The 19,942-nt window shown below is 65.5% G+C and carries 17 protein-coding genes; 12 read left to right on the top strand and 5 right to left on the bottom strand.

Features of this window, described 5'->3' with window-relative positions:
- The first annotated feature begins 95 nt into the window (after positions 1–95).
- The 3 genes from I6F20_RS18115 to I6F20_RS18105 all read left to right on the top strand — a co-directional run bounded on the left by I6F20_RS18115 (position 96) and on the right by I6F20_RS18105 (position 4,641).
- Positions 96–1,724, top strand: a complete 1,629-nt coding sequence (locus I6F20_RS18115) for a helicase HerA-like domain-containing protein (protein ID WP_225127228.1) — start codon at positions 96–98, stop codon at positions 1,722–1,724.
- Positions 1,725–1,894: 170 nt separating this feature from the next.
- Positions 1,895–3,241, top strand: coding sequence for a glycosyltransferase family 87 protein (locus tag I6F20_RS18110; RefSeq protein ID WP_225127226.1), 1,347 nt, complete (start codon positions 1,895–1,897; stop codon positions 3,239–3,241).
- A gap of 5 nt (positions 3,242–3,246) precedes the next feature.
- Complete coding sequence (locus I6F20_RS18105; RefSeq protein ID WP_128262629.1) at positions 3,247–4,641, top strand: M20/M25/M40 family metallo-hydrolase; 1,395 nt, start codon at positions 3,247–3,249, stop codon at positions 4,639–4,641.
- Between the two features lie 202 nt (positions 4,642–4,843).
- Here I6F20_RS18105 and I6F20_RS18100 read toward each other — a convergent pair whose 3' ends face one another.
- A complete protein-coding gene (locus tag I6F20_RS18100) occupies positions 4,844–5,623 on the bottom strand; it encodes a class II aldolase/adducin family protein (protein WP_036005973.1) in 780 nt (259 codons plus the stop codon).
- 186 nt (positions 5,624–5,809) lie between these two features.
- Complete coding sequence (locus I6F20_RS18095) at positions 5,810–7,459, bottom strand: glycosyltransferase family 39 protein (RefSeq protein ID WP_074447486.1); 1,650 nt, start codon at positions 7,457–7,459, stop codon at positions 5,810–5,812.
- A gap of 329 nt (positions 7,460–7,788) precedes the next feature.
- Here I6F20_RS18095 and I6F20_RS18090 point away from each other — a divergent pair, with 329 nt between their 5' ends.
- A complete protein-coding gene (locus tag I6F20_RS18090; RefSeq protein WP_225127224.1) occupies positions 7,789–8,655 on the top strand; it encodes a DUF308 domain-containing protein in 867 nt (288 codons plus the stop codon).
- A gap of 147 nt (positions 8,656–8,802) precedes the next feature.
- Positions 8,803–9,219: a Ros/MucR family transcriptional regulator gene (locus tag I6F20_RS18085; protein ID WP_036005917.1), complete on the top strand. Its 417-nt coding sequence runs from the start codon at positions 8,803–8,805 to the stop codon at positions 9,217–9,219.
- Positions 9,220–9,324: 105 nt separating this feature from the next.
- On the opposite strand, the gene I6F20_RS18080 is transcribed toward I6F20_RS18085, so the two are convergent.
- Positions 9,325–9,753, bottom strand: coding sequence for a SufE family protein (locus tag I6F20_RS18080; protein WP_225127222.1), 429 nt, complete (start codon positions 9,751–9,753; stop codon positions 9,325–9,327).
- A gap of 70 nt (positions 9,754–9,823) precedes the next feature.
- A complete protein-coding gene (locus I6F20_RS18075) occupies positions 9,824–10,282 on the bottom strand; it encodes a DUF5330 domain-containing protein (protein ID WP_036042942.1) in 459 nt (152 codons plus the stop codon).
- A 411-nt stretch (positions 10,283–10,693) separates the two neighbouring features.
- Between I6F20_RS18075 and I6F20_RS18070 the strand changes: the two genes are divergently transcribed.
- The 4 genes from I6F20_RS18070 (at position 10,694) to I6F20_RS18055 (ending at position 14,007) form a co-directional block, all read left to right on the top strand.
- The gene (locus tag I6F20_RS18070) at positions 10,694–12,559 is read left to right on the top strand and encodes a sensor histidine kinase (protein WP_057027184.1); all 1,866 of its coding nucleotides are present in this window, start codon (positions 10,694–10,696) and stop codon (positions 12,557–12,559) included.
- On the top strand, positions 12,552–13,256 hold the full coding sequence (locus I6F20_RS18065; RefSeq protein WP_036005910.1) for a peptidoglycan-binding domain-containing protein: 705 nt from the start codon (positions 12,552–12,554) through the stop codon (positions 13,254–13,256). The genes I6F20_RS18070 and I6F20_RS18065 overlap by 8 nt, the downstream gene beginning before the upstream one ends.
- 147 nt (positions 13,257–13,403) lie before the next feature.
- Positions 13,404–13,616, top strand: coding sequence for a hypothetical protein (locus I6F20_RS18060; RefSeq protein WP_024339804.1), 213 nt, complete (start codon positions 13,404–13,406; stop codon positions 13,614–13,616).
- Positions 13,617–13,662: 46 nt separating this feature from the next.
- The gene (locus tag I6F20_RS18055) at positions 13,663–14,007 is read left to right on the top strand and encodes a DUF1491 family protein (RefSeq protein WP_225127221.1); all 345 of its coding nucleotides are present in this window, start codon (positions 13,663–13,665) and stop codon (positions 14,005–14,007) included.
- Positions 14,008–14,091: 84 nt separating this feature from the next.
- Here the strand turns inward: I6F20_RS18055 and I6F20_RS18050 are convergent, their stop codons facing one another.
- Complete coding sequence (locus tag I6F20_RS18050) at positions 14,092–15,066, bottom strand: DUF2336 domain-containing protein (protein ID WP_036005905.1); 975 nt, start codon at positions 15,064–15,066, stop codon at positions 14,092–14,094.
- Positions 15,067–15,321: 255 nt separating this feature from the next.
- Here I6F20_RS18050 and I6F20_RS18045 point away from each other — a divergent pair, with 255 nt between their 5' ends.
- The 3 genes from I6F20_RS18045 (at position 15,322) to I6F20_RS18035 (ending at position 19,918) form a co-directional block, all read left to right on the top strand.
- Complete coding sequence (locus I6F20_RS18045; RefSeq protein WP_036005903.1) at positions 15,322–15,510, top strand: hypothetical protein; 189 nt, start codon at positions 15,322–15,324, stop codon at positions 15,508–15,510.
- Positions 15,511–15,526: 16 nt separating this feature from the next.
- On the top strand, positions 15,527–16,288 hold the full coding sequence (locus I6F20_RS18040) for a hypothetical protein (protein ID WP_036023191.1): 762 nt from the start codon (positions 15,527–15,529) through the stop codon (positions 16,286–16,288).
- Between the two features lie 213 nt (positions 16,289–16,501).
- A complete protein-coding gene (locus tag I6F20_RS18035) occupies positions 16,502–19,918 on the top strand; it encodes a CHAT domain-containing protein (RefSeq protein ID WP_225127219.1) in 3,417 nt (1,138 codons plus the stop codon).
- Positions 19,919–19,942 lie beyond the last annotated feature (24 nt).

Raw genomic sequence — 19,942 nt, 5'->3', positions numbered from 1 at the left:
AACCGATTTAATCGGCGCACGAGATGCGTTAAACTACGGAATTGGTGCATTCGGGTTTCGCGACGCGAAACTCGGCAGAAAGATCAGAGAGAATAATGACCGCACAGGACAGCAAGCTCGGCGATACCGACGACAAGATCTTCGTCGGCAAGGGAGACGAGCAGGCTTGGCTGACGCTTGCGCTGGCCAATCGCCACGGCCTCGTCACGGGTGCAACCGGAACCGGCAAGACCGTGTCGCTGCAAGTGATGGCGGAAGGATTTGCGCGCGCCGGTGTTCCGGTCTTCGCGGCCGACATCAAGGGCGACCTCTCCGGAATCTCGGAAGTCGGCGAGGCCAAAGACTTCATTCTCAAGCGCGCCAGCGAAATGGGTCTCAAGTTTCAGCCGGACCAGTTCTCGACCGTGTTCTGGGACGTGTTCGGCGAGCAGGGACATCCGGTCCGCGCCACCGTCACCGAAATGGGGCCGCTATTGCTGGCGCGGATGCTCGACCTGAACGAGGTGCAGGAGGGGGTTCTCAACGTCGCGTTCCGCGTCGCGGACGAGAACGGCCTGCCATTGTTGGACATGAAGGATCTGCGATCGCTGTTGGATGCGATCGTGCCCGCCAGCGGCAAGAAGGGACCGGATGCTGAGGAAGATCCTTTAGCCGAGATCCGGAAGGCCGCGCAGAGCTTCGGTAATGTGAGCAAGGCGACGGTTGGAACCATTCAACGCCAGCTGCTGGTGCTGGAAAACCAGGGCGGAACGAAATTCTTCGGTGAGCCTGCACTGGAGCTGAAGGATTTCATGAAGACCGATAGCGACGGTCGCGGCATCGTCAACATCCTGGTTGCCGACAAGCTGATGGAGAGCCCCAGGCTTTACGCTACCTTTCTGTTGTGGTTGCTGTCGGAGTTGTTTGAGGAATTGCCGGAAGCCGGCGACCTGCCGAAGCCAAAACTGGTGTTCTTTTTCGACGAGGCGCATCTGCTGTTCAACGATGCGCCGAAGGCGTTGATGGACAAGATCGAGCAGGTGGTTCGTCTGATCCGCTCCAAGGGCGTCGGTGTCTATTTCGTCACCCAGAATCCGATCGACGTGCCGGACAAGGTGTTGGCCCAATTGGGCGGTCGCGTGCAGCATGCGCTGCGCGCCTTCACGCCGCGCGACCAGAAGGCGGTCGCCGCTGCGGCGCAGACCTTCCGGCCCAACCCGAAGCTCGACACCGCCAAGGTGATCACGGAGCTCGGCAAGGGCGAGGCGCTGGTGTCCTTCCTCGAGGGCAACGGCACGCCTTCGATGGTGGAGCGGGTGATGATCCGGCCGCCGACGGCGCGGATCGGGCCGATCACGCCCGAGGAGCGCAAGGCGATCATGAGCAGGAGCCCGGTGAAGGGCAAATACGATACCGCGGTGGATCGTGAGTCCGCCAATGAGATGCTGCAGAAGCGCGTAGCCGGCACGGCTGCGCCTGCCGACGCACAAGATGGTGGAGCCGGCGCAGGCGGCGGCGTTCTCGGCCAGATCGGCTCGATCGTCGGCACCATCTTCGGCACCAACGTCAAGCGAGGTCGTCTGTCGACCGGCCAGGTCATTGCCCGCGACGTGACGCGATCGGTCACCAACCAGGTGATCGGCGGGATGGCCGCCAATATCGGCAAGTCGCTCGGCGGCCAGCTCGGCGGCTCGATCGGCCGTACGCTGGTCCGCGGCGCGCTCGGCGGATTGCTACGGCGTTAGGCAGAGCGCCCGGTTTGAGGCAGTCGTCGTATGCGGTGAAGCTCTAGAACGTTGACCGTCGCCTGATATCTGCTCGTCCGAGCTACCACGGCGCACAAATTCAGGTGAAGGGCTCTGCAAGCCTTCGCCGGTCTGCTAGGTCCTGTGTCGTCGCCGCTCAGGACTACATCGTGACCCCGCCCGCCCCGTTGGCCAAGCCTGACGCACCCAGACGCCCGTCGCTGGTTGCGCCGCTGGATCTGCTTTTTCTGCTCTGCTGCGTCCTCCTGATCGCCGACGTGCTTGTCCCCGAGATTTTCGGCCGCGGCAAGACCAAGGACTACTCGCTCTGGTACTGGGCCGGACAGCAGGTCCTGGAGGGTGGGCCGCTGTATCCTGCCACGGCCGTCGAGCATTTCGATTTCATCTATCCACCGCTGCCGGCAATCCTGCTGGCGATCCCGAGCTGGTTCGGCAAGATCCCGCTCTATGTCGTCCTGTCGATCTTGAACGCCGTGGCGTGGTGGTACACCGCGGCGTTCTCCCAGGTCATGACCGGCTCGGACCGCGCGCCGGGTCGTTGGCTCGAGGCGCTGCCGGTCGTCGCCACCGTGACCTTCGTGTTCGACATGTTCGACCTCGGCCAGCCGAACCTCCTCCTTCTGGCGATGATGCTCTACGGCTTCTGGAGCTTGCGGCATCAGCGATCGTGGCTGGCCGGCTTCATGTTCGCGCTCGCCGCCGCCATCAAGGTGTTCCCGATCGCCGTGCTGCCCTATCTGGCCTGGCGGCGCAAATGGGCGGCCCTGGTCAGCGCGATCGTCTTCACCGGCATTCTTCTCTATGTCGTGCCGGCACCGATCCGCGGCTTCGAGCGCAACGCGGCCGAGCTGGCGACCTGGTACCAGGGCATGGTCGGGACCAGCTCGGAAAAGGGCTTTGGCCAGCGTGACGAGCAGAACTGGTCGTGGGTCAACCAGTCCCTCATTGCCGTCACGCATCGGCTGGTCCGGCCGATCAACTACAATCAGGACGATCCCAGCAAGCCGCCGCGCACCATGAATCTGATCGAGGTCGACTACAGGACGGCGAACTGGATCGTGCTCGCGCTGTCGGCGCTGCTCGGGCTCGGCTTCGTTGCGGTCATGCCGCGGCAAGCGCGGCGGACGGCGCGCTCGGATGCCGAAGAGCTCGGCATCTTGTTCTGTCTCATGACGGTCGCCTCGCCTCTGGCCCGGCAATACTATTTCATGTGGCTGTACTTCCCGGTGACGGTGTTGATGCATCGGGCCGCCTTCGAAGAGCGAGCGCATGTGCGCCTGGGAACCTGGCTTGCCCTCAGTGCGGCCGGCATCCTCATGGTGTTGTCGCTGCCGTGGTTTCCGCTCGCCTTCCAGGCTTGGGGCAACAACCTCGCTGCGACCGCCATCCTCGCAGGGTGTCTCGCCTGGCACATCCGGCATCCGCCGCTTGCGGCTAGCCCTAACGCCGCACCGGCGCTAAAACCCGGACCTCTTGAGACTCAACAATCAGGATAGCAATCATGGCCAACGCGCAGCTCCAATCCGTGCTCGACCACATCGACAAGGATTTCGATAACAGCCTGGAGCGCCTGTTCTCGTTGCTGCGGATCAAGTCGATCTCGGCCGATCCCGCCTTCGCCGATGATTGCAAGGCTGCCGCCGAGCATCTCGCCAGGGACATCGCCAGCCTCGGTGTTGCCACCGAGGTGAGGCCGACCGCGGGTCATCCCGCCGTCGTCGGCAAGACCGGCGCGGGCGGCCGGCCGCACGTGCTGTTCTACGGCCATTACGATGTGCAGCCGGTCGACCCGCTCGATCTCTGGCACCGTCCGCCGTTCGAGCCCGTCGTCACCGATCATGCCGACGGCCGCAAGATCATCGTCGCGCGCGGCGCCGAGGACGACAAAGGGCAGGTGATGACGTTCGTCGAGGCCTGCCGCGCCTGGAAGAAGGTGACGGGCTCGCTGCCGGTCGACGTCACCTTCCTGATCGAGGGCGAGGAGGAGGTCGGCTCGAAGAACTTCGTGCCCTTCATCGAGGCCAACAAGGACGAGTTCAAGGCCGATTACGTGCTGGTGTGCGACACCAGCATGTGGGACCGCAACACGCCGGCGATCACGACCTCGCTGCGCGGCCTGCTCTATGAAGAGCTCAAGATCACCGCCGCCAATCGCGATCTGCATTCCGGCGTGTTCGGCGGCACCGCGATGAACCCGATCCGCCTGCTCACGAAGATCCTGGGTGGCCTGTTCGACGACGACAACCGCATCACCATCCCCGGCTTCTATGACGGCGTGAAGGACACGCCGCCCGATATCCTGGAGCAGTGGAAGAAGCTCGATTTCACGCCCGAGACCTTTCTCAAGCCGGTCGGGCTGTCGCTCCCGGCTGGCGAGAAGGGCAGGCTGTTGGTCGAGCAGGCCTCGACGCGCCCGACCTGCGATGTCAACGGCATCTGGGGCGGCTATATCGGCGAGGGCTCCAAGACCGTGATCCCCTCGCATGCCTCGGCCAAGGTCTCGTTCCGCCTGGTTCAGGGCCAGGACCCGCAAAAGATCCGCAAGGCCTTCCGTGATTACGTGACGGCGCGCATTCCCGGCGACTGCAAGGTCGAGTTCGGCGACCATTCCGCCGCGCCCGCAGTCGCGCTCGACTGGACCATGAAGCCGCTCGCCGCCGCCAGCAAGGCGCTCGCGGAGGAATGGGGCAAGGAGACCGTGCTGATGGGCTCGGGCGCCTCGATCCCGATCGTCGCCGACTTCAAGCGCACGCTCGGCCTCGACTCGCTGCTGGTGGGGTTTGGCCTCGACGACGACAACATCCACTCGCCGAACGAGAAATACGACCTGCAGAGCTTCCAGAAGGGCATCCGCTCCTGGGCAAGGATCCTCGCCGCGCTGGCGGAGGTGAAATAGGCGCGGTGCGGTAGGGTGGATTAGCCGAAGGCGTAATCCACCAACTCTTGCGGGCTGCACCAAGAGAAGAGGTGGATTACGCTTCGCTAATCCACCCTACGAAGTTCACGAAACAAAAACGCCGCCCGGAATTGGGCGGCGTTTCATTCCAATACGTGCAGAGGTAGTTCGACGGAAACACTACCTCAATTTCGTGAATATCTCAAGACCGGTAGCCGGGATTGACGCGGTCGAGCTTGCGCAGCAAGGGCGGCCACACGAGGTTGTTTGCGCGCAGCTCGGCGCGGTCGCGGTTGGCGAGCAGCTCGGTGTTCTTCTCGATCGCGATCTCCTCGACCGGATAGACCGGCGTGCCGAGCGCGCGCGTGCGCACCTGCATCGAGCAGGCGCGCTCGAGATGGTACATGCGCTCGAACGCGGAGGCGACCGAGCGGCCGACCGTCAGCGTGCCGTGATTGCGCAGGAGCATGTGGTTGTGGTCGCCGAGATCCTTCTGCAGCCGTGGCCGCTCCTCGTGGTCGAGCGCGATGCCTTCATAGTCGTGATAGGCGAGGTCGTGGGTGACGAGCTGGGCGGTCTGGTTCAGGGGCAAGAGCCCTTCCGCGCTGCTCGACACCGCGGTTCCGTCGAGGGTGTGGAGATGCAGCACGCAGATCGCGTCCTCGCGCACCTCGTGGATCGCCGAATGGATGGTGAAGCCGGCAGGATTGATGCTGTACTCGCTCTCGGAGAGCTGATTGCCGTGCAGGTCGACCTTGACGAGGCTGGAGGCCGTGATTTCCTCGAACATCAGCCCGTAGGGATTGATCAGGAAGTGATGGTCGGGACCGGGCACGCGCGCGGAGATGTGGGTGTCGACCAGATCGTCCCAGCCGTACAGCGCGACCAGGCGATAGCATGCGGCGAGATTGACCCGTTGCTGCCACTCCGCCTCCGTCATGTTGGAGGGGACTTCCCTCAGGCGGGCTTCTGCTGGCGACATGGCTGATCTCTCCGAACCTCGTTGTTGCGGAGGAGGAGCGTAGTACCGCTCGCCGCTGGCAGCAAGGCGCGTCGGGAGCGCGGCAGTTCAGCGTAGCCCGCATGGAGCGAAGCGAATGCGGGGCCGCTCGCGCGACACGGCAGGTCCCGGATTACGCTTCGCTCCATGCGGGCTACGGGGAGATGACTACGGTGCCGGGATCGACAGCAGGCTGGAAATGCCGCGCCCCCGGATGTCGTAGACGCGGGCGAACACCACGTCGTCGCGCTTGATCTCGACCATGACCGGGGCGGTGAGGCCCTTGCAGTAGAACTCGCCGAGCGTCATGGCGAAATCGGCCGCGTTGGAATCCCAGCCGATGGTGAAGTCGGGCCCGAGCGCCACCTGGGCCGGGCGCTGCGGACCGCACACCGCCACCTTCCATTTGCGGTTGCCGGGCGGCACTTCCTGGCGCTCGACGAGCTGCTCGCGCAATCCGTCGGAGGCCTGCTTCAAGGCGAGGCCCCAATAGTCCAGCATGAAGCGGTCGTCGGCGCCGCGCACGGTGCCGGCAATGTGGTTGAAGTGCGTGTATTGATAGGGGTGCAGCCGGATCATCTCGGCGAGCGACAGCGCAAGGCCGAAGCAGAAGGTGGCGAGCACGACCGGCTGCCAGGTGCGGTGATTGGCCCGCAGGCGCTCCATGGTCCAGGCGAAGGCGACGCCGCCGAGCACCGCCATCGGCGGGATCACGAAGACGAAATGGCGGATGCCGTTGTAGAGCGCCGGGCGCTTCACCATCGCGATCGCGAGCGGCAGGGTAGCAGCCAGCGTCAGCATCAGGAGGATGGTCTTGCGGCGTGCCGGAACCTCGCGCCGCGGCAGCATGGCGAAGGTGCTGACGATCGCACCGCCCATCAGAACCAGCATCACCTCGGGCAGCTGCAGGGCGAACAGCGTCGGCAGATACGACCAGGGCATGTCGGGCACCGATACGATCGCACCGTCGAACATCTCCTTCCACGGCTTCTCGAAGAAATGCGAGAAGTAGGTCAGCGCCGCCAAGGGATTGCCTGGCTCCATGATCGACCACGGCCAGATCAGGCCCATCACGAGGTAGCCGAGCACGAGGCCTGGCAGCAACACATAGACGACATGGGCGAAGCGGCGAACGGATTCGCGCGGACCTTCGGTGCGCAATTCCTCCAGGAACAGCGGCACGAAGCCGACCACGGCGTAGACGAGCGCGAGTCCGCCGAGAACACGGCAGCCGAGCGAAAGGCCGGCCCCCAAGCCGACGATCAGGATCGTGCGCGGCGATGGCTGCGGATATTCCTCGGCGAGGCGGACGAGGCCGAGCATCAGGACGACCATGGCGACCGCGAAGGGTGCATCCTTCGGGTTCATGAACATGTGGCCGTAAAAGGTCGGGCAGAGCGCAAGCAGGAGGAGGGAAGCCAGACCGGCAAGCGGTCCGCCGATGCGGCGGCCGAGCCGCCATGTCACGGCAAGCCCGATTACGCCGACGATGGCGCCGACCAGACGGCGGGTCTCGAACAGCTCGAGCGGAATGACCTTGTGCAGCAGGGCCGCGACCATGTCGAAGCCGCCGCCATACATGTAGAGATTGGCGAAGGAGAGCGCCGCGGTGTCCTTGAAGCCGGAACCGAACATGCGCAGCAGCAGGTCGGCATATTCGGCGTGGGTGTAGTCGTCCCAGCCGAGCCCGTAGTCGCGGAAGGTCAAGCCTGCAATGACGGCGACCGCGGCCAGCACCAGCATGGCGAGATCGTCGCAAGTCCGTTCGATCGAGCGCCGCTGAGGCGTGTCGATCGCCGAAGTCGTGATGGATGTCATGGCTATCGGTGCCCCGGAATCCCCTTTTGGCCCTGCTGGCGCGCGCGGGCCTCAACCCCGGACTCCCTATAGCGCAGTTCCATTACCAAGTAATTGGGCATTATGGCTAAATTCCTGATGCGACGCAGCAATTCCGGTTGGCACCCATTCAGATGAGGTTGCGAGCAGCTTTAGCAGTAGCGAGCCCCGGCTGAAGGGAATGTGAATAAGTCCCTGATTTCCTTCCCTTTAGGAACACCGCCCAGAATTGGCCGTTGGCGTGGAACAGCGTATGACGGTATCGTGGCGTAGCGGTTCTCGCGCGTGATGCGCGGCCGGGGGTGAGTTCGATGAATTTGGCATTGCTGATCGTGGGGATTTGCGCCGTGCTGGCGGGTCTCCTCGCGGTGATTTTCGGCATGACGATCAGGGAATTCAGCCTCGGTGGGACTCTCATAGTCTCCGGCACCATTGGCGTCTGCTCCGGAATGTTACTGGTCGGCCTGCATCTGGTGCTGCTCGAGCTCAGGGGCATCGCACGCCGGCTGGCCGGTGCGGTCGCGCCATCCGAGGTTCGGGTCAGGCCCGCGCTGCCGGGCCTCGCTGTGCCTGGCGTAGTCGCGCCCGAGCCGGTGCCCGCTGCGGCGGTGAGAGCCGAGCCGGCGCCGCCGCCACCGCCCGCAAGTCCGCCGCCGTGGCAGAGCGAAGCTGCAGCGCGCGAGCGGCCGCGTGCCGAGGCACCGCAGCAGGAGCCGGAAGCCCCGACACCGCCTCCCGCTCCGGAAGCGTCGCGCCGGCGCAACCTGCTGTTCGCCTCGACCTCGCGCAAGGAGCGCGAGCGCGCGGAAGCAAAATCCACTGAAACTGCCCCGCCGTCCAAGGAGCCCAGCGAGGCCCCGAACCTTTCGCCCCCTGCGAGCTTTGACGTCGCCTGGCCGAAGCCGGACCGTGCGCGCCCGCCGGAGCCGCCGGCCGCCCAACGCCGTCCGCCGCCGCCGCGCTCGCCGTCGACCTTGGCGGAGACCGCTCCTGAGCCGGCGCCCGAGCCGCCGCCGCCCGTGGAGCCCCCGCCGGTGACGGTGCTCAAGTCCGGCGTCGTCGATGGCATGGCGTATTCGCTCTATTCCGATGGCTCCATCGAGGCGCAGATGCCGGAGGGCATGATGCGCTTTGCCTCGATCGACGAGCTCCGTGCCCATCTCGACCAGCGCGGTTGAAGCGACCGCGCGCTCAAGTAGACGGGCGCTTTTCACCAGTAATCAGTGCCTCGCCGTCAGTCATCGTGTTTCAGCCGAATGTATTCTTGACAGGGAATACTTCGGTGTCGTCAATCCTGTAAGCCACAAGCGGACAAGGGAGGGCGCATGTCGGATGCGGGGGCGAAGAATTTCATCGAGCTGACCGCGAGCATCGTGTCGGCCTATCTCAGCAACAATCCGACGCCGGCGGCCGAGATTCCGAACCTGATCAGTCAGGTGCATGGCGCCTTGGTGCGGGTTTCGTCAGGCCGCACCGAGACTGCGCCGCTGGAGCCGGCCAAGCCCGCCGTCTCGCTCAAGAAGTCGATCGCGCCCGATTATCTCGTGTGCCTCGAAGACGGCAAGCGCTTCAAGTCGCTGAAGCGCCATCTGCGCACGCAGTACAACATGACGCCGGAGCAGTACCGCGAGAAGTGGGGCTTGCCGGCCGACTATCCCATGGTCGCCCCGAACTATGCGGTGGCGCGCTCGCAACTGGCCAAGCAGATGGGCCTCGGGCAGCAGCAGCGGAAGCGGAAGTAGTCGGGGTCTTGTAGGGTGGGCAAAGGCGCAAAGCGCCGTGCCCACGAGTTTTCATTATACACAGGAGGTGGGCACGCTCCGCTTTGCCCACCCTAGGAGAGCATCTTACGACGCTTCCGCGAGCGCCTCTCTCGCATCGGTCTTGATGCGCTCGACCATCGAGCGCAGGCCATTGGAGCGCTGCGGCGTCAGATGATCGCGAAAGCCGAACTCGTTGAACACGGCGATCGCGTCGGTATTGAGGATCTCCCGCGGCGCGCGGCCCGAATACAGCGCGAGCACGATCGCGACCAGCCCGCGCACGATATGGGCGTCACTGTCGCCGCGATATTTCAGGACCGGCTCGCCATTGCTGCGATCGACCGTCTTCTGCAGCCAGACCTGGCTGACGCAGCCCTGCACCTTGTTCTCGGCCGAGTGTTCCGCCTCCGGCATCGGTTCCAGAGTGCGGCCGAGCTCGATGACGTACCGGTAGCGGTCGTCCCACTCGTCCAGAAGTTCGAAATTGTCCCTGATGTCGTCAATCGTCGTCATATCGGCCCGCAGTTCCCGCCTACCGCCTATATAGAGACGCGAAGTCCTGAAATCGATAGGGCCTGGACGCTTAATTCGCCGGCCCCGGTCCGCGCCATTCGAGCGCAAGGTCGTCCTGGGTCAGGGTATCGCGCGGCGCCTCGCTCGCTGCAAGATCGCCTTCGCCGGCCAGCGCGATCGAGCCGGTATGGTCGGGCGCCTTCTTGCTGTCGGTCTTGCTGCCGTCGTTCCTGCCGCCGTCGTTCTTGTCGTTGGTGATCTGCTCTTTCTTGTCGTTGATGATCTGATAGAGCTTCTTCGCGCCGTCCTGGGCGCGCTGGCCGATGATGGTCGCGGCCTGGCCGCCGACCTCGCAGGCCGCCGGCTGGCGCTTGCAGAACTGGGTCACGTCGGAAACGGCCGCGGTCGCGGCCTGCACCGCATCGGCGGCGCCGATCTGCGGCAGCTTGTCCGATTCGGGCGTCTTGTCCCGCGGCAGGAGCACCAGCACCAGCCCGAGCCAGAATGTGATGCGGAGCAGAAAGCGCATCTTATCGACCTGTCCGTTAGACTCCGCCGCGGCGATCTCCCGCGGATGTCGGACCTAGCGATCCTCGATAAATCGCAAGTGATTGCCTTGAGCTTAATTCGCGGAAAATTGACGCAAGATTCTTCGGGAGCGACGTTCCGGTAAATTTTCGATTGACGCCCGTACCCATGGTTCTGCCGGCCGCCCGCATCCACCAATTCGAAACCATGCGGAGCAGGGTGAAACCCTGCGTTCACCATTCGCAGCGAAGACGTCGCCAAATCGTCTAAAAAGCTCCGCGATAACGCGGTGTCCGGCCACACGCTGTGCCGCCTTAGCACTCGTTTAAGGTCGCTCTGACACGGTGGCTCAACGACAAGGAGGCGTTCCGGCGCGTCTTCCAAGAGACGATTGAGCCGAAGCGCGAGACCCGTGACAGTTTTGAGTATCATCCGCGATTGTCTCGATGCACTGCTGCATCCCTCCGCGCGCTACGATGCGCTGATGCGCGCGCGCCATCGCGCCTTCATGGCACCGCGGCTGCTCGGCAGCCTTGCCGCCTTCGCTGCATTTCCGGTCTATCTCGCCATGCGCGGCGCCCCGAGCGCGATCGAGGTCGCGGCCTTTGCCTGGCTGATCGCGCCGATCATGTTGTCCTGGTTCCTGTCGCGCACCGGCCGTTACGAGGGCGCACACGTGCTGTCGTCGCTGGCGCTCGCCGGCCTGATCATGGCTGTCGCGATCACGACAGGCGGCATCGAATCCTTCGCCGCGGTCTGGCTGATCGTGGTTCCGCTCGAAGCTGCGCTGTCGGCCTCGCGCCGCGTCGCGGCGTTTGCCTCGCTGCTTGCGCTGTCCTGCGCCGGAATGCTGATTCTGGTCAGCCAGCTCGGCTGGCTGCCGGTGGTTGAGCCGAGTGCCGCCGAGCGCGGCGTGCTGATGGCTTTCGGGGTCACGTCTGCCACTCTTTATGCCGCCGGCCTCGCCTTCGGCGCGGAATCGCTCGCGCGCACCAGCGTCGCGCTGTTGTCGCGCGAGGAGGAGCGTTACCGCCTGCTGGCGCGCAACATGAGCGATGTCATCTCGCGGCATCAGCGCAACGGTGCGGTGCAATTCATCTCGCCGGCGGTGGAGGCCATGCTCGGAGCGCAGGTGGCGCAACTGCTCGGCCACGGCCTGTTCGACCGTGTCCATGTCGCCGATCGGCCGGCCTATCTCACGGCACTGTCCGACGCGGCGCGCGGCGAGGTGCGCAGCGTCGAGTTCAGGCTGCGGCGCGAGCCCGCCGCCGAGCGCGGCCAGGTCGATTTCATCTGGGTCGAGATGCGCTGCCGTCCGCTCGATCAGGACAGCGCGCGTGACGTCACGTGCGAAGCCGAAGTCGTCGCGGTGATGCGCGACGTCACCGACCGCAAGCTTTTCGAGCAGGCGCTGGACCAGGCGCGCAGCGCCGCCGAGGCGGCCGATGCCGCCAAGACGCGCTTCCTCGCCACCATGAGCCACGAGCTGCGCACGCCGCTCAACGCCATCATCGGCTTCTCCGAGATGATCGCGCAGGAGCAGGCCTTGATGCTGGGTGCTGCGCAGCGCAAGGAATACGCCCAGCTGATCAACGATTCCGGCCAGCACCTGCTGTCGGTCGTCAACGGCATCCTGGACATGTCGAAGATGGAATCGGGCAATTTCGAGATCGCGTCCGAGCCGTTCGCGCCGCGCGCTTCGCTATTGCATTGCTGCAATTTGCTGGCGCTGAAGGCGCGGGAGAACGGCATCGACCTGATCACCGACGCGCCGCAGGACCTGCCCGTCATGACCGGCGATCCCAGGGCCTTCAAGCAGATCGTGCTCAACCTCGTCGCCAACGCCATCAAGTTCACAGAGCGCGGCGGTCAGGTCTGCGTATCGGCCGCGGTGTCCGGCTCGCAGCTGACGCTGCGCATCAGCGACACCGGCGTCGGCATCGCGCCCGACGATCTCAAGCGCATCGGCGCGCCGTTCTTCCAGGCCGGCACGACCTATCAGCGCCGTCACGAGGGCACCGGCCTTGGACTCTCGATCGTGAAGAGTCTCGTGGCGTTGCATCTCGGCGAATTGACGGTACAAAGCAGGTTGGGCGAGGGCACGGCGGTCACCGTCAAGCTGCCGCTCGTCTACACGCCGCCGCAAGCCAAGCCGGCCGAGCGCAAGATTGCGACGCTGACGCCTGTGCTGCGCCAAGAACTTCAAGGTCAGGATCTTCAAGACCAAGCTCACGACCAGTCTCAGGACCAACCCGCTCTGGTGAAGAAAAGTGCCTAAGAAGTCTGCCAAGGACGAAGCCGCTCCGCGCCGCCGTGGCGCCAAAGCTGCGGTTGTCGACGTCGAGACCGAGCGCAACCTCGTGATGCGCGTGCTGCTGCACAGCCCCAAGGACACGCTGGCCGGCCTCGTCGCCGTCGCCGCGATCGCCGCGATCGTTGCCAATGCGCTGTTCCTCCAGACCGGCCGGCATCCCGCGCCGATGTTCGGCACGGTGATCAATCTTCCCGCGCCGTCGTCCGTGCCGCTGTCGAATCCCATGCCGCGTCCGCGCCCCGTCGGCGCCGATACCTCGCCGCTCGAGCCGCGCGCGACCGAGTTCCGTGTCGAGCCTAAGCCTGCCGAGCCCAAGCCCGCCGAGCGTGCTGCCGAAAAGCCGGTCGAGGCGACCGCCTCGACGCGCTCGAATGATCCGATGACCAATCTGGTCAAGGCGACCACCTCGACGCCGCCCGCGGCCCTGCGTCCGCCGGCGCCGATCCCGGCGCAAAGCCCGGCCGCACGCCGCATCGCCGGCGTGCAGCGCGCGCTGTCCGAATACGGCTACGGCAATCTGAAAATCACGGGCACCATGAGCGGCGAGACCCAGGCCGCGATCCAGAAGTTCGAGCGCGAGCACAAGATGCAGGTCACCGGCCAGGTCTCGGACCGGCTGCTGCGCGAGCTCGCCGCTGCGATCGGCCGCCCGGTCGAATAGCCGCACGTCGAGTGTCGTTGACGCAGGTCAATTGCTGGCGCCGGCACGATGGACCGGATCCGATACGATTGCGATTTGAGTGGGATCAATGACGGCCGGCGGCCGCAGGAACAAGATGGCTCATCTCATCAAGGAAGAGAGGTCGTCATGTTCAAGGTCTCGATTCTCGTCTGGATCATGCTCGGCACGACGCTGGCGGGCATCAGCCTCATCGTGGTGCTCATGGTCCCGAGTTTTGCCGCCGACGCCATCAGGAACATCCCCTATGCCGTGGCGGTAGGATTTGCACTCGCTATGCCGCTGTCATACTTCATCGCAACGCAGATTCGCGGTGGTCAGGACGGCACGCGCAAGGCGTGAGACGTAAAGCTGGCGTGAGGCCTCGCACTGGCCTATCGTCGAATTCATGCGTTTGAAATCCAATATTTGGGTGGCGGCTTACTTGCGCCGGTGCCAGACCGAGGGCGTGTTCGGCGCCGTGCGGCGCCGCGGTGCCGAGGAGGCGGGCGCGGTGTTCGTGAAGGTGTCGATGCTCGACGGCAACGCGATGCTGTATGCGCCGGCGCCGCAGACCGTCTATGACGACGGCCGGCCGGTCGATCGCTTCTTCGTCCCTGTCGCGCCGCAGCCTCTGCCGGATCACACGATCGAGGAGCGGCTGATCAAGGAAATCCGCTTCGATCCGGATGCCTGGATCGTCGAGACCGAGGATCGCGCGGGCCGGCATTTTCTGGAATTGGCCAAGGCGTAGCTTCAACCGTCATTGCTCGCAATGACGGGGTTGGAGTTCGTTGCGTGCCTCACCGCTGCCGCACGCTGAGGCGGCGTAAGCAAATCAGCGATCCGACGGATTAGTCCCCGTCCGCACCGCCGGGCTCGAGCCGGGCTGCACGCCCGGCCGCGTCTGGCTCGCGCCGGCGCGTGCGCGCTGGCGCTCCCCGTCATGCAGCGAGGACTGATACTTCGCGCGGGTGACCGCGAGCGTCGAGCCGCGCCAGGCCGCCAGCATCACCAGCGCCGATCGCTCGGCGAGACGGTCATAGAGCCGCGACAGGCGGTACACGGCGTTCACGGACGTTCCGATCTCCGGCTTGAAGAACAAGAGAATGCGCTGGAACACCGGGCTCGGCATGTCGAGCGCGCGTGCGGCAACGGCAAGCGCCTCGCCGCCGGCATCGTCGACGATCTGGGCTGCGACGCGCGAGGGCAGGATCAGGCTGTCGCCGAGCTCGAAGGTGAAGCTTTCGATATCGCCCGCGATCGCCGCCATCTCCAGGATCTGGATCGCGCGCTTGGCGCGCACGGTCGGAATACGGGGGGCGGCTTTCAGCGGGGTCTGCGCCAGATTATGCAGGATCAGCGCGCGCTCGGAGGCGCCGGCGCGGAAGAACATGTCGTGGATCTCGGCCGCCTCTTTCGGCTGCATCGCCAAGTTGGCGGCCATGCGTTGCTCGGCCTCGGTCGGCACGCGCGCCGGAGCAGACGCGCGCGGCGGGGCGGGGATCTCCCGGGCCAGTGGAACCCTGCGGCCCTCCTGGGTGGCGACCAGGCCGAGCTTCTGCAGGATCGGGACGGGCGTCTGCGGATAGACCGCGAGGCGGGCCTTGACGGCCGCGCGCGTCGCATCGTCGACTTGGTCGATCAGCCGCGTGGCGAGCTCGACGAATTGCCGCTGCTCGTCGTCGCTGTGGGTGCTCGTCTGGACATAGAGGTCGGTCAGCACGCGCAGCAGCGTCGGACGGACATCGACACCTTCGCGACGGGACAGGGTCATCAGCCCGTCGAATCCGGGAAACAGCGACTTGGTCATGGAGGCGTACGCAACTCGGGAAAGATACTTGGGGGCGAGCCTAGCGCAGCTTCGTTTAAAGCCTCGTTAAGGAAAACGAGGCGTGAAGCCGGCCCTGCAATTTGAGGCGTTGTCGTGCCGCAACGGGACGGCGCGGCGCGGTCCGTGCGGCTACGGTTGAAGCGGCCCGTTTACACCCCGTTAACCATGAGCTGATCTTAATGAATGCATGTTGCTGGGGCGCGTTCGGTCGCGCGGCAATTGAAGAGAGCTGACATGGGGACCATCATCGAATTTCCGGCCGGTCGCCGGGTGGGCTCGTCCGGGGATGTCGCTCCGCGCGCGGACATGGGAACGGTTCTGATCCTTCCCGTGATTCGAATCGAGCGCGAGGCGGACGAAACCAGCGGCGATCGCGGACCGGAGCAGGGCACAGCGCCGGGGCGCCGTCGTCGCCGCCGCTGACATTCGGCTTCATGCAATGCCGGACGTCATCCGCCAGATCCGGCCTGTCCTATCGGCCGTCCTGCTCACGCTGCTAGGCGCGTTGCTCGCGGCGTGTAGCGGCGGCGACTTCGGCCGCACCCGCGAGAGCATGCGCAGCGACGACATGCATCGCTGGCTCGGTGCGGAGGTCACCTCCAGCGTCGGCCTGAGACCATCGCAATTCCAGCTCACCGACGAAGAGCGCCAGCTTCGCGATCTCGCCTATCCCATGATCGAGCCGCCGCTGTCGCGCCCCGCATGGAAGAGCGTGTTCGGCGACTACAAGGCGCTGCCCTCGCCGTGGCGGCAGAAGGTCGTGTTCGACCGCACCATGTACGGGCGCACCCTGATCGACGAGCCGCACCGCTCGCATTCCTCGCGCTATGCGCAGCTGATCGAGGACGTGCGCAACGACATCACCCGCTTCGAGCCGTTCTTCGCATCCGCGATCCGCGTCATCGATCTCGACAGGAAGCGCGATGCCAGCATGGCGCGTGTCTCCGCGCTGTCGCCGAGGGAGAGGGACGACGCGGTCGCGCGCATGCAGGAGAACTCGCTGATCATCCAGTGGGTGCAGCAATGCCTGGAGCAGCGCATCTCGTCCTATCGCTGGGCGCTGGAGCGCCTGGTGATCCAGGCCCCCGACGGCATGGCCGCCGATGCCGACCGCCTGATCGGCGAGCTCGCCGCCCAGACCGCCAATCCGCCGGTCCAGGGGCAACCGCCCTATGGTCGCGCGGTGGTCTCGAAGGGCTAAGCACGGGTCCTCAGCCCTTTGAGCGCGGCCGCCCCGCGGCCGATCGGCCCGATTCCCCGGGCCGCCTGACCGGTTCCACGGGAGTGCGCCGCCTGCCGCCGCCCACCTGGTTGAGGTTCTCCGGGAACCGCATTGATGGCCCTTGTCCTTCCGCGCCGGCCGGATAGGATCGCATCGTTTCTTCGAATTCATTTTATCCAAAGGTCCTTCGAGATGAGCTTAAACGCCGCGCATCCGCGCAAGAGCCGTCTGGACATTTCCTCGGGCCGCCTGTTGGCAGTTGCCATTCTGCTCGGATCGACTGGCTCCGCGGCCGCGCTGACCAAGGAAGCAGCGCTCGAGAATTGCCGGATGAGGGTCGGCAAGCCGATCGTGCAGGCCTGCATGCGCGCCGGCGGCGGACCTGCCGGAGGCGCAAATCTCGAAGCCTGCCGGGCAAAAGCAACGCCGCAGGTCAGGGCCTGTGTCATGGCGGCGCTCAATGCCGCCAATGGCCGCGCCAATGTCGCCGTCGAGCTTCCCAAGGAAACGGCGCCCAAGCTCGAGGCAGGCACGGCACTGCCGAAGGATTTCGTCGCCCCGCCGCGCAGCATCTCCGACATCACGGCGATCCTCGACGGCGACAAGCCCAACGAGAAGATGATCGCGGAATTGAAGTCGGAGGCCGACGCCGTGCCCACGGGCAAGGAGTCCCGCCAGGACCTCGCGCAGCTCTATTTCGATCGCGCCAATGCACGCGCGCAGCTCGGCCGGCTCGCCGAAGCGATGGCTGACGCCGACAAGGCCGTGGAGGTCGGGCGCGGCGCAGTCGGCCCGAATTTGCTGGGGCGCATGTTGCAGCTCCAGTCCCTGCAACACTCGCTCGCGGGCGATCCGAAGCGCGCGCTCGAGATCATGCAGAGACTTTTGCGCGAATCGGCCAGCATGCCGGGCGCCAAGGGATTTCAGTTCGTGACGAACCGTGGGATCGCGGTCGTTCTCATCCAGATGGGCGACCTCGCACAGGCCGAAGCCTATCTCCGCCGCACCCAGACCGCGATCCAGGAGGCCCGCACCAGCGGCCATCCCAATTGGCGTGCGGCCTATGCGAAGTTCGGCCAGAGCTGGGAAGGCGAGCTGGAGCTCACTCGCGCCGCGATCTTCGAGGCACGCGGACAGTTCGCCGATGCCGAGGCCGCCTATCGCACCGCCGAGCTGCGCAAGCGCGCAAGCACGAAGGCCATCATGGCGTCGGACAGTGCGCCGGCCGAGACCCTTCTGCTGCAGGCGATCGATGGCACCGTGTTGAGCCAGGCGCGCATGAAGGCGAAGCAGGGCAAGCTGGCCGAGGCCGAGGTGGATGCGCGCCGCGCGCTGCTGTCGCGCCTGAAGGATACCGGCAAGTACAATCCGGTCACGCCGCGCTTCGTCATGGGGATGGCGGGCATTTTGGTCGACCAGGGCCGCTACGAGGAGGCCGAGAAGCTCGGCCGTGTCGCCCTCGACATCAACAAGACGGTGGGTGTGCCCGAGGATTCGCAGGCGACGGTGCAGTTGCTGTCGCAGCTTGCGGGCATCCTGACGCTTCGCCGCCAGAACGCCGAAGCGGGCGAAATGTTTGCGAGGATAGAAAAGGCCGTCGCCGGCTGGGACCCGCAGCGCCGCCAGGTGTTCGAGCTCAATCCCTCTCGCATCCTGTCCCTCTATGATTCCGGGCAGCTGGACGCCGGCATTGCCGCCGCGGAGCAGCTCGTGAAGAGGCAGATCGCGCGGGTGGGGGAGAATCATTTCGACGCCGCCTCGGCACGCGGCACGCTGGCGGTCGGATTGATGCGCGCCCGCCGCGATGCCGACGCGATCAGGGAGTTCAAGGCCGCCATTCCGGTGATGATGGCGAGCGCCAACGATAACGCCGACGACGAGAACACGACCGTGGTGGCCGCGCGCAGCCAGCGGCTGCAGACCATCGTCGAGAGCTATCTGCTGCTGCTCGGCAGGGTGGAAGGAGGCGGCACCAATGTCGGCGAAGAGACATTCAGCCTGGCCGATGCCGTCCGCGGCCGCTCGGTGCAGCAGGCGCTGGCTGCCTCGAGTGCGCGTGCGGCGGCAAAGGATCCCGCGCTGGCCGAGCTCGTGCGCAAGGAGCAGGATCTGAGCAAGCAGGTCAACGCCCAGCTCGGTACGCTCAACAACGTGCTCGCGCTTCCCGCAGCGGAACGCGACGAGAAAGGCGTGCAGCAGATACAGGCCTCGATCGCGGCGTTGCGCGGCCAGCGCGACAAGGCGCGCCAGGAGATCAAGCAGAAATTCCCGATCTATGCCGATCTCGTCTCGCCCAGGCCGCCGAGCGTCGCCGAGATCCGCGCGACGCTGACCGACGGCGAGGCCATGCTGTCGTTCTATTTCGGCCAGAACGGCAGCTTCGTCTGGGCCGTGCCGAAGTCGGGGCCGGTGGCATTCGCCGCCGTCCAGGCCAGGATCGGCGACATCGAGAGCAAGATCCGCAAGCTGCGCGAGGCGCTCGAGCCGCAGGCGGCGATGATCTCGGACATTCCACCGTTCGATCTCAAGCTCGGCCATGAGTTGTACGAGCTGCTGCTCAAGCCGGTCGAGAGCGGCTGGAAGCCGGCCAAGAACCTGATCGTTGTCACCAACGGTGCGCTGGGCCTGCTGCCGCTCGCCTTGTTGCCGACGGCACCGGCGGAGGTGGCCGCCGACGAAGACCCGCTCTTCGTCGGTTATCGCAACGTGCCGTGGCTGGCGCGAACCCATGCCGTGTCGACGGTGCCGTCGGCGGCGGCGCTGCGCACGCTGCGGCAGTTGCCGCCGGGCAAGCCCGGCCGCGGCGACCTCGTCGCGTTCGGCGATCCCTATTTCAACAGCGATCAGCACGCCGAGGCGGAAGGCACGGGTGAGAAGATTCAGCTGGCCGATGCCGGCGGCAACATCACGCGCGGCGGGCCGCTGAAGCGGCGCAACAGTCCCAAGCTCGACGGCGTCGATAGCGCCGAACTCGGTCTGCTGCCTCGGCTTCCCGATACCGCCGATGAGTTGAAGTCGATCGCGCTGGCCTTGCAGGCGGATCCCTCGAAGGTGCTGTTCCTCGGCAAGAGCGCGACCGAGAGCGCGGTGAAGACGATGAATCTCTCCGGCTTCAGGATCCTGGCCTTTGCGACCCACGGTCTGGTCCCGGGCGAACTCAACGGGCTGACGCAGCCGGCGCTCGCTCTGTCGTCGCCGGTGGTGACGGGCGAGGGCGGCGACGGACTGCTGACGATGGAAGAGATTCTCGGTCTCAAGCTCGATGCGGACTGGGTCGTCCTGTCGGCCTGCAATACCGGCGCCGGCGCAGGCGCAGGGGCCGAGGCGGCCTCCGGGTTGGGCCGCGCGTTCTTCTACGCCGGCACGCGCGCCCTGCTGGTGACGAACTGGTCGGTGCACTCCCAGTCGGCGCGGCAATTGGTGACGGACCTGTTCAAGCGGCAGGCCGACGATCCCAAGCTGTCGCGCAGCGAAGCGCTGCGCCAGGCGACGATGGCTCTTGTCGATGGTCCCGGCTATCTCAACAGCGAGGGCAAGACCGAGTTTGCCTATGCGCATCCGCTGTTCTGGGCGCCTTACACGATCATCGGCGATGGCGGCTTGCGTTGACGAATGGGAAAGGGGGCAAGGAAA

It is taken from the genome of Bradyrhizobium sp. IC3123 (assembly GCF_020193625.1).
GTDB classification, from domain to species: Bacteria; Pseudomonadota; Alphaproteobacteria; order Rhizobiales; family Xanthobacteraceae; genus Bradyrhizobium; species Bradyrhizobium yuanmingense.
The sequence above is the reverse complement of the archived record's forward strand: the minus strand, read 5'-3'. Positions and strand labels throughout refer to the sequence as shown.